The sequence below is a fragment of the Winogradskyella echinorum genome (assembly GCF_014297365.1).
Taxonomy (GTDB): Bacteria; Bacteroidota; Bacteroidia; order Flavobacteriales; family Flavobacteriaceae; genus Winogradskyella; species Winogradskyella echinorum.
The window spans coordinates 454,612-470,466 of record NZ_JACOQD010000002.1; the positions used below are offsets into that span (position 1 = coordinate 454,612).

At 32.8% G+C, this 15,855-nt stretch carries 10 protein-coding genes and 3 tRNA genes; 10 read left to right on the forward strand and 3 right to left on the reverse strand.

Features of this window, described 5'->3' with window-relative positions; genetic code table 11:
• Window positions 1-2: 2 nt before the first annotated feature.
• From H8K90_RS09205 to H8K90_RS09230, 6 genes are all read left to right on the forward strand, one after another.
• The gene (locus H8K90_RS09205; RefSeq protein ID WP_186845669.1) at window positions 3-1,373 is read left to right on the forward strand and encodes an FGGY-family carbohydrate kinase; all 1,371 of its coding nucleotides are present in this window, start codon (window positions 3-5) and stop codon (window positions 1,371-1,373) included.
• Between the two features lie 4 nt (window positions 1,374-1,377).
• Window positions 1,378-2,529 carry an alpha-hydroxy acid oxidase gene (locus tag H8K90_RS09210; RefSeq protein WP_186845670.1) on the forward strand — a complete coding sequence of 384 codons (1,152 nt, stop codon included), beginning with the start codon at window positions 1,378-1,380 and terminating at the stop codon, window positions 2,527-2,529.
• A gap of 21 nt (window positions 2,530-2,550) precedes the next feature.
• On the forward strand, window positions 2,551-3,960 hold the full coding sequence (locus tag H8K90_RS09215) for a purine-cytosine permease family protein (protein WP_186845671.1): 1,410 nt from the start codon (window positions 2,551-2,553) through the stop codon (window positions 3,958-3,960).
• Window positions 3,961-4,216: 256 nt separating this feature from the next.
• Window positions 4,217-4,305: transfer RNA gene (locus H8K90_RS09220), tRNA-Ser, on the forward strand.
• A 49-nt stretch (window positions 4,306-4,354) separates the two neighbouring features.
• Window positions 4,355-4,429: transfer RNA gene (locus H8K90_RS09225), tRNA-Pro, on the forward strand.
• Between the two features lie 45 nt (window positions 4,430-4,474).
• Window positions 4,475-4,548: transfer RNA gene (locus tag H8K90_RS09230), tRNA-Arg, on the forward strand.
• Window positions 4,549-4,585: 37 nt separating this feature from the next.
• Here the strand turns inward: H8K90_RS09230 and H8K90_RS09235 are convergent.
• Window positions 4,586-6,637, reverse strand: coding sequence for an HD family phosphohydrolase (locus H8K90_RS09235; protein ID WP_186845672.1), 2,052 nt, complete (start codon window positions 6,635-6,637; stop codon window positions 4,586-4,588).
• Between the two features lie 113 nt (window positions 6,638-6,750).
• Between H8K90_RS09235 and H8K90_RS09240 the strand changes: the two genes are divergently transcribed.
• Both H8K90_RS09240 and H8K90_RS09245 read left to right on the forward strand, forming a co-directional pair.
• The gene (locus H8K90_RS09240) at window positions 6,751-7,929 is read left to right on the forward strand and encodes an acetyl-CoA C-acyltransferase (RefSeq protein WP_186845673.1); all 1,179 of its coding nucleotides are present in this window, start codon (window positions 6,751-6,753) and stop codon (window positions 7,927-7,929) included.
• A gap of 9 nt (window positions 7,930-7,938) precedes the next feature.
• Entirely contained in the window at window positions 7,939-8,688 is a 750-nt protein-coding gene (locus tag H8K90_RS09245) for a C40 family peptidase (protein ID WP_186845674.1), read from the forward strand.
• Window positions 8,689-8,739: 51 nt separating this feature from the next.
• On the opposite strand, the gene H8K90_RS09250 is transcribed toward H8K90_RS09245, so the two are convergent.
• Complete coding sequence (locus H8K90_RS09250; protein ID WP_186845675.1) at window positions 8,740-10,029, reverse strand: tetratricopeptide repeat protein; 1,290 nt, start codon at window positions 10,027-10,029, stop codon at window positions 8,740-8,742.
• A gap of 28 nt (window positions 10,030-10,057) precedes the next feature.
• Window positions 10,058-12,595 carry a DNA gyrase subunit A gene (gene gyrA, locus H8K90_RS09255; RefSeq protein ID WP_186845676.1) on the reverse strand — a complete coding sequence of 846 codons (2,538 nt, stop codon included), beginning with the start codon at window positions 12,593-12,595 and terminating at the stop codon, window positions 10,058-10,060.
• Window positions 12,596-12,857: 262 nt separating this feature from the next.
• On the opposite strand from gyrA, the gene H8K90_RS09260 reads away from it, so the two are divergent.
• On the forward strand, window positions 12,858-15,410 hold the full coding sequence (locus tag H8K90_RS09260) for an ATP-dependent Clp protease ATP-binding subunit (protein WP_186845677.1): 2,553 nt from the start codon (window positions 12,858-12,860) through the stop codon (window positions 15,408-15,410).
• Between the two features lie 78 nt (window positions 15,411-15,488).
• Complete coding sequence (locus H8K90_RS09265) at window positions 15,489-15,854, forward strand: hypothetical protein (protein ID WP_186845678.1); 366 nt, start codon at window positions 15,489-15,491, stop codon at window positions 15,852-15,854.
• Window position 15,855 lies beyond the last annotated feature (1 nt).

The window sequence follows — 15,855 nt, forward strand, 5'->3', positions numbered from 1 at the left end:
TTATGATAGATGTAACTGCCATATTTGATATTGGAAAAACCAATAAAAAGTTCTTTCTTTTCGATAAAGATTATAAAGAAGTATACAAGGAATATATCACTTTCGATGAAATAAAGGATGAAGATGGTCACCCTACAGAAAACTTAAAAGCTTTGCAAAATTGGTTAAAAAGCGTTTTTAATAAGATTCTCGAAACATCTAAATACAATATAAAAGCAATAAATTTTTCTACATACGGAGCAAGTTTTGTACATATAGATGACAACGGAGACGTCTTAACACCATTATATAATTATACTAAGCCTATAGATTCAGAAATTATAAATTCCTTTGTTGAAAAATATGGGCCAAAAGAAGAATTCTTAAAAACAACAGGGTGCTTTGACTTAAGCCTTTTAAACTCAGGTTTACAATTATACTGGATAAAATACACCAAGCCAGAAGTTTATAAAAAAATTAAATATTCACTTCATTTGCCTCAATACCTTAGTTATATTTTTACAGGTATTCCCATTAGTGAATATACAAGCATAGGATCTCACACAGCGCTTTGGGACTACACTAAAAAGGATTATCACCAATGGGTATATAAAGAAGGGATTCATAATATTTTACCAACTATTGTTTCTACGGAAACTAGCATAAATATGAATTATAATGGCAAGCGTATTAAAATTGGAGTTGGTATACATGATAGCTCAGCAGCTCTTTTACCTTACGTAAGAAGTATAAAGAAAAAATTTGTTTTAGTTTCTACAGGTACGTGGAGTATTGCATTAAATCCGTTTGTAGAAAGTCAATTAAGCGTTAAAGATTCCTCAGGAGATTTTATAAACTACATGCGTATAAACGGTAAACCCGTTAAGGCAACACGATTATTCTTAGGTAATGAGTATAAGATTCAAATTAAAAAATTGACCAAACATTTTAATGTTTCTGAAGGTTATCACAGAAATGTAAAATTTGACTATGATACTTATTTCGAAATTATTAGAGATTTTGAACCTATGTATAAATGGGAAAGTATATCAACAGAAAAAATGCCACCAAAAACTAAAATACCTTACGATAAGTTTGAGCATGCTTATCATCAACTTATGATTGAACTTGTCCTTTTACAAATTAAAAGTGTAAAAGAAGTAATAGGAGACGATGATATTAAAAGATTATATGTAGATGGTGGATTTAGTGATAACGATTTATACATTAAGCTTTTATCTCATCATTTTAGAGATAAAAAATTAAGAACAACAGATTCTTCTTTAGGATCTGCTTTAGGTGCTGCAATTTCAATATCTGATAAAAAATTAAATTCAAAATTTCTTAAAAAGAACTATTCTTTAAAGAAACATATTCCTTTTATAATAAAATAATACAATGGCTAACTCCTTCGATACTAGGTATCCATCTATAGACGATCTAAGAAACAAAGCAAAACAACGAATTCCTAAATTTGCTTTTGAATATTTGGATGGTGGTTGTAACGAAGATGTTAATTTACATAGAAATACTTCTGAACTAAGAGAAGTTCAGTTAAAACCAAAATATCTTAAAGACCATTCAGGTTCTTCACTTAAGACTAAATTATTTGGTATAGAATATGATGCACCATTTGGTATTGCTCCTTTAGGTTTACAGGGCTTAATGTGGCCAAATGCGCCAGAAATTTTAGCCAAAGCTGCATATCAACATAATATTCCATTTATACTCAGTACAGTAACAACCACAAGTATTGAGCGCGCAAGTGAACTAACAGAAGGCAAAGCCTGGTTTCAATTATATCATCCAACTGAAAATAGATTGAGAGATGATATAATAAAAAGAGCTGAAGCTGCAGAATGTCCTGTATTAGTAATTCTATGCGATGTCCCTACTTTTGGTTTTAGACCTAGAGATATAAGAAACGGACTTGCAATGCCACCAAAAATGTCATTAAAAAATATTATTCAAGTTTTAGGACGACCAAATTGGGCTTTACAAACTTTAAAACATGGTCAACCAAATTTCGAAACCTTAAAACCCTATATGCCAGAAGGTTTAGACTTAAAACAACTTGGTAAATTTATGGATGATACTTTTAGCGGACGATTAAATGAAGAAAAAATAAAACCAATTAGAGACATGTGGAAAGGGAAATTGGTGCTAAAAGGAGTCGCTTCAGAATATGATACAGAAGAAGCTATTCGATTAGGACTAGATGGAATAATTGTATCTAATCATGGAGGAAGACAGTTAGATGCTGGAGAATCTACAATAAAGCCTTTAAACAGTTTAGCAGCAAAATATGGAGACCAAATTGAAGTAATGATGGATAGTGGCATACGTTCGGGACCAGACGTTGCAAGAGCAATGGCCAGTGGTGCCAAATTTACCTTTATGGGTCGCTCATTTATGTATGGAGTTTCTGCTTTGGGTAAAAAAGGTGGTGATCATACTATTTCTTTGATAAAGTCTGAATTACAACAAGTGATGGAACAAATTTGTTGCGAAAATACCACAGATTTTCCAAATCATTTGATTACAAAATAACTAACTAATTGAACACCAATTATGAGTCAAATAAATATTGAAGCTGAAGACATAGAACAGATTGCTGGAGGCGAATTTGAAAGAACACCCGTTCCTCAGTCCAAACTTAAAAGCTGGAAAAGTTTTCTAGGTATGTACGCAGGTGAGCATGCTGCAGGTACCGAATTTATGATTGGGCCTCTTTTCTTAACTGCAGGTGTAAGTGCATTTGACTTAATCATTGGATTATTAATAGGTAATTTATTAGCTGTGTTATCCTGGAGATTCTTAACAGCAGAAATTGCTGTAAAAAACAGACTTACATTATATTATCAATTAGAAAAAATTTGCGGTAAAAACCTTGTAACAGGATATAATTTAGCAAATGGAATACTCTTTTGTTTTTTAGCCGGATCTATGATAACGGTTTCTGCTACAGCAGTTGGAGTTCCGTTTGATATGCCAATGCCTAAACTCTCTGATACTATGCCAAATGGCATGACTTGGGTAATTATTGTCATCTTAATTGGTGCTGTAATTTCTCTAATCGCAGCAAGAGGTTACGATACAGTATCTAAAGCAGCAAATTGGATGTCTCCTCTTATTGTTATAGCATTTATCGCCTGTGGTATTGTAGCCTTAAGTCAGTTAGGAGTATCAAGTTTTGGTGAGTTCTGGGATATTTGGGGAGAAGGTAAAGAACCATTTCCTGGACAAATTAAGTATACATTTTGGCATGTTGTTATTTGGTCGTGGTTTGCAAATGCGGCTATGCATATTGGTATGTCAGATCTATCTGTTTTTCGTTTTGCAAAAAAAGCAAAATCTGGATGGACAACTGCTGCTGGTATGTATGTAGGTCATTATATGGCATGGATAGCAGCTGCGCTACTCTATGCAGTTTATTTAAATTCTCCTGAAGCTCAAGGATTTTTATCAAATGGTGAAGCTCCACCTGTAGCCCCAGGACCATTAGCATACAATGCTATTGGTGTATTTGGTATTATAGCTGTTGTTTTGGCAGGTTGGACAACTGCCAACCCAACCATATACAGAGCTGGTTTGGCATTTCAGGCTATTATACCAAAGGTTTCTACATTTTGGGTTACAATAATTGCAGGTTCTGTAGCGACAATTGCTGGATTATTTCCTGCTTTTGCCATGAAATTATTAGGCTTTGTAGCTTTATACGGTTTTATATTGGCACCATTTGGAGCCATCATTGTTTTTGAACATTTTTTCTATAAAAAATTCGGAATAATTAAAAATTACGCAGAGCACTCTGGCTCTAAATTTAATAAATCTGTGCTTTTAGCGTGGGCTATAAGTTTTGGATTATTCTATTTTATCTCTGAACAATTCGATATCTTTTTATCATTTGTTACGTTACCAACTTGGCTGCTATGTGGAGTATTGTTTCTAGTATTTAGTAAATTTTTACAAAAGAAATAGAACAATTAGAGTAACTAAATTTATTCAAATAATTTATTTATAATAAATTGAATTAATTTCTTTAGTTTAAATCGACTCTTTAGAGACTAATTTTAGATAAAAAACATTTATAATTAGCTAAAAAACAACATTATAAATTATACTATTTATATATTAATATTTTAGTTGTAAAAAACTCAAAAAAAATGTTGCGTTCTTTAATATGAAAAGTTAACTTTGCATCCGCATTTTTAATGAAATACGTTCATTTATTACTGGAGAGGTGCCTGAGTGGCCGAAAGGAGCGGTTTGCTAAATCGTCGTAGGTGGAAACACTTACCCAGGGTTCGAATCCCTGTCTCTCCGCAAATTCACTTTAGTTATTATAACTAATAGTAAAATAGATAATCATTTTCGGGGTGTAGCGTAGCCCGGTTATCGCGCCACGTTTGGGACGTGGAGGCCGCAGGTTCGAATCCTGCCACCCCGACTTTGTTCTTCAAAACTTTGTGATGAAGAACTTTATTAGAGTTAAGGGCTCTTAGCTCAGCTGGATAGAGCACCTCCCTTCTAAGGAGGCGGTCGAAGGTTCGAATCCTTCAGGGCTCACAAAAAGCTTCAACATGTATGTTGAGGCTTTTTTGTTTTATTCCGGATACTCTATTCTAAGATGATATATATTAGCTAGCTTTAGCTTTAGCACTTTCTTAATGGATTGAATTTCTTTAAAGGTGATATCCGCATTTAAAAATTGACCACTTTCCATCTGTTTATTTATAATATTATCTACAAAATCATTAATCTTAGTACTTGTAGGCTCTTTTAAACTTTTAGATGCTGCTTCTACACTATCGCACATCATTAAAATGGCCGTTTCTTTACTAAAGGGTTTTGGTCCTGGATATGTAAAATCATTACTATCTACATTTTCATTTTCAGACTTCTCCTTCATATAAAAATAATACACTAAACTTGTACCATGGTGAGTTCTTATAAAATCAATAACTCGGTCTGGTAAATTATTTTTTTTGGCAATTTCGATTCCGTTTATTGTATGGTCAATTATAATTTTTGCACTTTCAACACTTGATAATTCATTATGCGGATTTATACCTGTGCTCTGATTTTCGGTAAAGTATGTTGGGTTTTTCATCTTACCAATGTCGTGGTATAAGGCACCAACTCTAATTAGCATAGCGTTAGCACCAATCTCATTAGCACAAGCCTCAGCTAAGTTTGCAACATTTAATGAATGATGAAATGTACCTGGTGCTCTATTAGATAATTCTTTTAGAAGCTTAGTATTAGTATCTGATAATTCTAATAAAGACACGTCTGAAACTAAGCCAAAAATCTTTTCGTACATATAAATTAAAGGCTGAACAAAAAGTGTTGCAAGACCGCAAAGAATAAAAAGCCCAAATACTTCCCATTTCATACTTGTAATTTGACCTTCATGAATAACGAAAAAGGCAAAATATGCAATAATGTATATAAAGGTTATTTGCCCAACAGATATAAAAAGGTTGGCCCTCTTGTATAATTCCGAAACCGTTAAAATGGTTACAATACCTGCTATAATTTGAAGAAACATATACTCATAACTATTTGGCACTATAAAACCTAATAATAATACCGTAAGTACATGAGCAAATAAACCTAATCTTGCATCGAAAAAAGCTTTTAAAATTAAAGGTAAAATACATAATGGCACTACATATATATATTGCGAATTATAATTAATCACCAAGGTGGTAATAAAAATCATCAACGCAATATTGAAAAATATAAAAGTGACTTTAGTATTATTTAAAAAGACGTCTAATCTATATTTTCTTAGAAATAATAATAGCATCAGTAATGTTAATGCAACCAAAAGCGTATAAGCTACAAGTACCCAATTATAATTTGTGGTATTCCATACTTGCGACTCGTATTCGGATTTTAAAGAATCTAATATATCGTATTCAGCATCTTCAACAACTTGTCCTTTAGAAATAATTAGTTGATCCTTTTCTATACTTCCTCTAGTTAAGGCAATTTTAGATAACTCTTCCTCTAAAACACGCTGTGTTAAGCTTTCATTTATGGATATATTAGGCTTTATTACATCAAAAAATATGGACATCATCCTATTACGTTTCTCTGTAGAAACACTATTGCCTAAATGCTTTTCTACAAGTTGACGCAATTCTCCTATCTCATATAATTCTCCATACGTTAATTCCTTTTTAACGGTATTTGATGTTGCTAATGTAATTGGTTTATTATCCGAATAACCATAGCTATTATCTAGAACACCACTGCTATATAGTTTATCTATAAATGATTTTCCTTTTTTAAATAAATCTGAATCTTGAATTCTAACAGAACTCGAATCTTTAAAAGTCTTAATAAAACTTTGAGTATATCCCTGTAGAACCTCTTTTTCAACTGCATTACTAGCTTTAAAATAGATTGAACTATTACGTTCTACTTCTGCCCTTTCTTTATCAACCTCGTCCTTAGTTTTCTTTATGGCAAAGTTAAATGGTGCGTATAGATTTTCGGATTGCCAAGGTTTTCCTTTTTCAAATGAGTACCTAAACTTACCCGTTTTAGGAAATAGGTAAACAATAAAAAGCGTTGTAACTAAGAATAATAATATCTTATAAACCAACGCATGATTTTTATACCATTTATTTAGAAGTGTATTCATATGTAATCAAATGTAATAAATATTAGAATTTTAGACTGCTATAATCATCAATACATTGAGAAATCTCTCAAAAAATGATTAATTTCGCAGCAATTAATATAAACACAAACATAATGAATAAGGACGTTGTAATAGTTTCTGCCGTTAGAACACCAATAGGAAGTTTTTTAGGAAGTTTATCTACTGTACCTGCTCCACAACTTGGTGCTACAGCAATTAAAGCTGCATTAGATAAAATTAACCTTAAACCAGAAATGGTTGATGAAGTATTGATGGGAAATGTTGTACAAGCTGGCACAGGACAAGCACCTGCCAGACAAGCGGCTATTTATGCTGGTATTCCAGACACTGTTCCTTGTACTACTATTAATAAAGTTTGTGCATCTGGAATGAAAGCTATTACACAAGCGGCTCAGGCTATTAAACTTGGTGATGCAGATATTGTTGTTGCCGGTGGCATGGAGAATATGAGTGCAATTCCACATTATTATCATGCACGTAGTGCTACAAAATTTGGACCAGCTACACTTGAAGATGGTATGCAAAAAGATGGATTGGTAGATGCCTACGATAAAAATGCAATGGGAGTTTGTGCGGATGCTTGTGCAACTGAATACAAATTCTCTAGAGAAGATCAAGATGCATTTGCTATACAATCTTATGAACGTTCCAAAGCAGCTTGGGAAGCTGGAAAATTTAAAGATGAAGTTATTCCTGTAGAAGTTCCACAACGTCGTGGTGATGCAATTGTTGTAGATAGAGATGAAGAATATACAAACGTAAAAATGGAAAAAATTCCGTCTTTACGTCCTGCTTTTACAAAAGATGGAACAGTAACTGCTGCTAATGCATCAACCATAAATGATGGAGCCGCTGCAGTGGTATTAATGAGTAGAGAAAAAGCAAATGAACTTGGCTTAACGCCTCTTGCAACTATAAAAAGTTATGCTGATGCTGCGCAAGAACCAAAATGGTTTACAACGGCACCAGCAAAAGCCTTACCAAAAGCATTAGCAAAAGCTAATATTGAATTAAGTGACGTTGATTATTTTGAATTTAACGAAGCTTTTTCTGTTGTTGGTTTGGCTAACATGAAAATTTTAGGATTAAACGATAGTAATGTTAATGTTAATGGTGGTGCAGTTTCGTTAGGACATCCACTTGGCTGTTCTGGTGCTAGAATTTTAGTAACATTAATTAATGTATTACATCAAAACAATGCTAAGATTGGAGCTGCAGCCATTTGTAATGGAGGTGGTGGAGCTTCAGCGATGGTATTAGAACGCGCTTAAGTTTTATATATGCAATACGGTCTTTGCAATCTTGGAATTGTACCAATACGATTAGAACCTAGCGATACCAGTGAAATGGTAACGCAAGCATTGTATGGTGATCTATTTAAAGTATTAGAACAACGAAAAAAATGGAGTCGCATTCGTTTTGCGTTCGACAAGTATGAAGGCTGGATAGATAATAAACAATATATAGAAATTGAGGAAGCTAATTATAAAAGTTTATCTGAAGCTGAAATGAAGCTTTCCTACGATTTAATTGAATTTGTATCTGATGCTTCTAATAATTTGTACCCTATACCTACAGGATCCGATTTAAATGGATTAGCATTACTTAATCATAAATTTGATGGTACTATTATTACCACTAAAAATAGTAAATCTGAAATAGTAAAAACATCTTTTCAATTTTTAAATGCTCCATATTTATGGGGTGGAAAGACACCTTTTGGTATTGATTGTTCTGGTTTTACTCAAATGGTTTACAAATTAAACGGTTATAAATTATATAGAGATGCTTCTGAACAAGCAACACAAGGTGATGCACTAAGTTTTATTGAAGAAAGTGAACCAGGTGATTTAGCTTTTTTTGATAATGCTGAAGGAAATATTACTCATGTTGGCATTATTATGGAAGACAACTACATAATACATGCACATGGTAAAGTTAGAATAGATAGATTAGATCACAGTGGAATTTATAATGTTGACAAAAAGCTACACACACATAAGCTAAGAGTTATCAAAAAAATAATATAAAAAAAGCGACTAAATATTTAGTCGCTTTTATTTTTCTATGTAATAATTATTTTAATTACCACCAGCCGAAGCTTCCATTTGTTCTACTCTAGCTCTCATTGCTTTAAACTTTTCTGTTTCTGCAAGTGCGCTATAGATATTCATTAAAGTTCTAGCTGCATCAATATTTGTATTTCTTAATTCTAAAGCTTTTTCCAGATAAGGAATAGCATCTTGATATAACTGAGAACGTTTTTCTTTTAGCTCATCATACTTTTTATTATCAGCTGCACTGGTTCCTAAACCATTCATTTCTTCTACAATAGCAGCTTCACCTTCTAAAATTGCAACTGCAATATTATTATAAGCATCTACATAGTTAGGGTTAATTTCAATTGCTTTTTTATAGTACTTTTTAGATTCTTCAAGATTACCACCTTCTGCTGCTAAAACACCTAGATTATATAATAACTCAGCATTATTAGGGTCTTTTTGTGTTGCCTGCTCCATTAAATCCTTAAACTTATCTCTATTACCCATTTTTAAATGAACATTAGCTTCTGATAATAAAAGTCCTAAATCGTCTGGATTTTCAGCTCTAGCATCTGCCATTGCACCTAAAGCTTTTTCATTCTTTCCTTGAGATACATAGATTAGAGCTATATTCTTAACGATTTCTGCTGTCTTTGGGTCACTTTTTACATCTCTTGGATTATTGTGAGATTTAGCAATCCTAACAGATAAATCTCTTGCTTCCTTACCTGGGAATGATTCTTCTACACCAGATTCCTTATTAGTAGCATAGTAGTTCATTTGAACACCAGTGTAACCCATATTTTTCAGTTGCACATAATAATCTAGTGCAGAATCATAGTCTTGGTCAGTAACTGCTGCTGAAGCGGCATAATATAAATATAACGTATCCGTTGGAGACATTTTATACACTTTCTCAAATCGTTTTGCTGCTACTTTATAGTCCTTATTATTAAAAGCATCATTAGCTTTTGTTAAAAAAGAATTAAGCATACCAGTTTTCATCTCATTTGCTTCATCAGTATATTTTAATTTACCCATTGAAGATTCTAAATCTTTCAACTTATCTAAGCTAGCAATTGCAGAATCTATATCGCTATCAGATCCTTGACCTTCTGCATATAAGGCCTTTGCCTTAAGGAAATAGAATTTAGACTTTAATTTATCATCCATACTTCCTTCTAGAGCTTCTGCTGCAGCAACTGCAGATTTTGCGTCACCATAATTTGAACCCTTTATTGCTTTTTCAATTGCCTTTATCTCATTCTTTTGTGCAAAGGACATAGTTGTAAAAGCCAAGAGTAGCACTAATGTCATTAATTTTTTCATCTTGTAATAAATAATTTATTGTTAATTTTTAGTTTTCAGTTTCATTATTATCAATAGCCGTGCCATCTTCCTTAGTCGCCTCATTTTCAGAAGATTCAGAATCCATCTCTTCAGTGGTTTCATCATCATCTTTCATTACTTTAGCAACAGCTGCAATGGAATCGTTACCTTTTAAATTAATGAGTTTAACACCTTGCGTTGCTCTACCCATAACACGTAAATCGGCTACTTCCATACGAATTGCAATACCAGATTTATTGATAATCATAAGATCATCATCATCAGTTACATTCTTAATAGACACTAAGTTACCTGTTTTTTCTGTAATAGAAATAGTTTTTACACCTTTTCCTCCTCTATTAGTAATTCTGTAATCCTCTAAGCTTGAACGCTTTCCGTAACCGTTTTCAGATACAACGAGTATATTACTTTCCATATCATCAACAGCTATCATACCAATAACTTCATCAGTATTTTCGTCTTGTAACCTAATTCCTCTAACACCAGAAGCATTTCGCCCCATTGGTCTAGTCTTAGCTTCTTCAAAACGAATTGCTTTACCAGATTTTAATGCAAGCATTACCTGACTTTCTCCAGTGGTTAGCTTTGCTTCTAATAAAGTATCATCTTCCTTAATCGTAATGGCATTAATACCATTAGTTCTTGGTCGAGAGTATTGTTCAAGAGATGTTTTCTTTACTTGACCTTTCTTGGTAGCCATAATTACATAATGACTATTGATATACTCTTCGTCCTTTAAATCTTGAGTACAGATGAAAGCCATAACTTTATCATCTTGTTCAATATTTATAAGGTTTTGGATTGCTCTACCCTTAGAAGTTTTAGATCCTTCAGGGATTTCGTAAACTCGCATCCAGAAGCATTTTCCTTTCTGTGTAAAGAACAACATATATTGGTGGTTCGTACCTACAAATAAATGCTCTAAGAAATCTTCATTACGTGTTGTTGATGCTTTTTGACCAACTCCACCTCTATTCTGTGTTTTATATTCGGTTAATGAAGTACGTTTGATATAACCTGCATGAGAAATAGTAATGACTACTTTTTCATCAGGAATCATATCTTCTATACTTAAATCACCACCAGCATATTCAATAACAGAACGACGCTCATCACCATATTTTTCTCTAACAACTTCTAATTCTTCCTTAATAATATCCATACGACGTTCTTTCTTGTCAAGAATATCTTTTAAGTCTTCAATAGTCTTCATTAACTCATCATACTCAGCACGTAACTTGTCTTGCTCTAGTCCTGTTAACTGACGTAGACGCATTTCTACAATTGCTTTGGCTTGTAATTCTGAAAGTTTAAAACGTTCAATTAATTTAGCTCTGGCTTCATCTGCATTTGCGGATGCTCTAATTAAAGCTATAACTTCATCAATATTATCTGATGCTATAATAAGCCCTTCTAATATATGTGCACGCTCTTCAGCTTTACGTAATTCATAAGTTGTACGTCTTACAACAACCTCATGTCTATGCTCAACAAAATAATGGATTAACTCTTTTAAGTTTAATAATTGAGGGCGACCATTTACAAGTGCTATATTATTTACACTAAAAGATGATTGTAAGGCTGTGTATTTAAATAATTTGTTAAGTACTATATTAGGAATAGCATCGCGCTTTAATACGTAAACAATACGCATTCCGTTTCTATCAGACTCATCTCTAATGGTAGAAATACCTTCAAGTTTTTTATCGTTAACCAAATCAGCAGTCTTCTTAATCATGTCTGCTTTATTAACTTGGTAAGGAATTTCATTTACAATTATACACTCACGTCCATTAACTTCTTCAATATTAGCCTTACCACGCATTACAATACGTCCACGACCTGTATGAAAAGCTTCTTTTACTCCATCATATCCATAAATGGTACCACCTGTAGGAAAATCTGGAGCTTTAATGTGCTGTATTAACTCGTCTATTTCAATATCGTTATTTTCAATATATGCAATAGTACCATTAACAACTTCTGTTAAGTTATGTGGTGGCATGTTAGTAGCCATACCAACGGCAATACCAGATGCACCATTAACTAAAAGACCAGGAATACGTGTTGGTAATACAGTTGGCTCTTCTAGTGTATCATCAAAATTTAACTTATGGTCAACTGTCTCTTTGTCAATATCTGCTAACATATCTTCAGATATCTTACGCATACGTGCTTCTGTATAACGCATTGCTGCTGGACTATCACCATCTACAGACCCAAAGTTACCTTGCCCATCTACTAACATATAACGTAAACTCCACTCTTGAGCCATACGTACCATAGTATCATAAACCGAAGTATCACCATGTGGATGATACTTACCTAAAACTTCACCGACAATTCTTGCTGACTTTTTATGTGCACTATTTGCTCTAACACCCAGCTCATGCATACCATAAAGTACACGTCTATGAACTGGCTTTAAACCATCTCTTACATCTGGTAAAGCACGTGACACAATGACTGACATTGAATAATCAATGTAAGCCGATTTCATTTCATCTTCAATATTAATTGGAATGAGTTTTTCTCCTTCTGCCATATAATAAATTAATTAGATTTTTCGTAGGTTTTCAAAACGTGCTAATATAACCAATTTAGCAGTGTTTAATAAGAAATAGAGGCTTGTTTTTGGGAGTTTTTATTAACAATTTTTGATATCTTTTTAGTTAATAAGTATCTAAAAATTTGCTTTGATATAAATTGCTTTTTTAGTCTCTTCGTTTCAACGTTTTATTTAAGGTATGATTTTTGACCTATAGGTAATATGTTTTTATTATTTTTAATGCAGAAAGGAATTTACTATGGACGATAATTTTTCCCCAAGAGTTAAAGATGTTATAGCTTTTAGCAAAGAAGAAGCTTTGCGATTAGGCCATGACTTTATTGGCACCGAACATTTAATGTTAGGGCTTTTAAGAGATGGTAATGGCAAAGCTATTGATATATTAAGCGCTTTAGACGTGGACTTAAATCACCTTAGACGTAAGGTTGAGATTTTAAGTCCTGCAAATCCTAATATAACCACAACATCTAACGAGAAAAAAAACTTGCACCTTACAAGGCAAGCAGAACGTGCTTTAAAAACTACGTTTTTAGAAGCAAAACTATTTCAAAGTACTTCTATAAATACAGCACATTTGTTGTTATGTATTTTAAGAAATGAAAATGACCCAACCACCAAGCTTTTAAATAAGCTAAAAGTTGATTATGATAACGTAAAAGAAGAATTCAAATCTATGATTACTAGCGAAGATGATTATTTAGAAACCCCAAAAGCCGAATCGTTTTCTGATGATGATTTAAATGACGAAGATGACGATGCAAAGCAAAACCCTTTTGGTGGACAGTCTAGCAAAACGAATAAAAAATCTAAAACTCCTGTTTTAGATAATTTTGGTAGAGACTTAACTGTGCTTGCCGAAGAAGGCAAACTAGACCCAGTTGTAGGACGAGAAAAAGAAATACAACGAGTATCTCAAATATTAAGCAGAAGAAAGAAAAACAATCCTTTATTAATAGGTGAACCTGGTGTGGGTAAATCTGCCATTGCAGAAGGACTTGCTTTGAGAATTGTTAAACGGAAAGTATCTCGTACCTTATTTAACAAACGTGTTGTTACTTTAGATTTAGCAAGTTTAGTTGCTGGAACAAAGTATAGAGGACAGTTTGAAGAGCGCATGAAAGCTGTTATGAATGAACTTGAAAAGAATGATGACATTATTCTTTTTATTGATGAGATTCATACTATTGTTGGTGCTGGCGGAGCTACTGGAAGTTTAGACGCATCAAATATGTTTAAACCAGCATTAGCAAGAGGCGAAATACAATGTATAGGTGCTACAACTTTAGATGAATACAGACAATACATTGAAAAAGATGGAGCTTTAGAGCGTCGTTTTCAAAAAGTAATTGTTGAACCTACATCTGTTGAAGAAACAATTGAAATCCTTAATAATATTAAGGGGAAATACGAAGAACATCATAATGTTGATTATACTGATGAAGCTATAGAGGCTTGTGTAAAATTAACCAATCGTTACATGACTGAGCGATTTTTACCAGACAAAGCAATTGACGCTTTAGATGAAGCAGGCTCTCGTGTTCATATTACTAATATTGATGTACCAGAACAAATCCTTGAGCTAGAGAAAAAACTAGAAGAAGTTAAGGAAACTAAGAATAGTGTTGTTAAAAAACAGAAATATGAAGAAGCAGCAAAGCTTAGAGATGATGAAAAACGTCTAGAAAAGGACCTTGCTGCTGCACAAGAAAAATGGGAAGAAGAAACAAAACAGCATAGAGAAATTGTTAGTGAAGATAATGTAGCTGATGTTGTTTCTATGATGACAGGTATTCCTGTAAATAAAATAGCACAAACAGAAATTAATAAACTATCTCAATTACCAGACCTAATCAAAGGAAAGGTTATTGGTCAAGATAATGCTGTTGCAAAGGTTGTAAAAGCTATTCAGAGAAACCGAGCTGGACTTAAAGACCCTAATAAACCAATTGGGTCATTTATATTTTTAGGGCAAACAGGTGTTGGTAAAACTCAGTTAGCTAAAGTATTAGCAAGAGAGCTATTTGATAGTGATGATGCTTTAGTCCGCATTGACATGAGTGAATACATGGAAAAATTTGCTATCTCTCGTCTAATAGGTGCACCTCCAGGATATGTTGGTTACGAAGAAGGTGGTCAGCTTACAGAAAAGATAAGACGTAAACCTTATGCTGTAGTGCTTTTAGATGAAATTGAAAAAGCGCATCCAGATGTATTTAATATGCTTTTACAGGTGCTTGATGATGGTTACTTAACAGACAGCCTAGGACGCAAAATTGATTTTAGAAATACAATAATAATTATGACATCTAACATAGGTGCTCGTAAGCTAAAAGATTTTGGAACTGGTGTTGGTTTTGGGACATCTGCAAAAGAAGCTCAGGCTTCAGACCATGCAAAAGCTGTAATTGAAAATGCATTAAAGAAAGCATTTGCACCAGAGTTTTTAAATCGAATTGATGATGTAATTGTCTTTAATGCTTTAGAGAAAGAAGATATTAACAAAATCATTGATATTGAATTAGTTAAGCTTATTGATAGAATTAAAAATTTAGGTTACGAACTTAAACTTACTAATAAGGCTAAGGACTATATTGCAGAAAAAGGTTTTGATAAGCAATATGGTGCAAGACCGCTTAACAGAGCAATTCAGAAATATGTAGAAGATGCTTTAGCTGAAGAAATTATTAATTCAAAAATTCATGAAGGTGATACCATTACAATGGATTTAGATGAAAAGAATGATGTCTTAAAAATTAAGATTAAATCTTCAGGTAAAACGACGGAGTCTTAAGCAATTCGTCTATAATAATTATAACTCCTTCATAATGAAGGAGTTTTTTTATATCTTATATTCAAAAATCAACTAATCATGAAAGAAATCCTAACTTTCGATTTTTGTGATATGACTATTTATGATAATTATATTTTAGTTATTATAAAGGAAGGCGTAAATGTTATACCTAAACATAACGACGTATTGGTTGAAGTTACTAACACCTATTTTGTAGACAAACCTTTTGTATACATTACACATAGAATTAACTCATATTCTGTAGACCCTAAAGTTTATTTTAAAACTTCGAAAATTAAAAATCTAAAAGGATTTGCAGTTGTTTCTAATAATTTTCAAGCAAAAAAAAATGCGCAAATAGAACAGCGTTTTTTTAATAAACCTTTTAAAATTTTCACAAAATTAAGCGATGCCTTTACTTGGGCAGATAACCTGGTTAAATAAA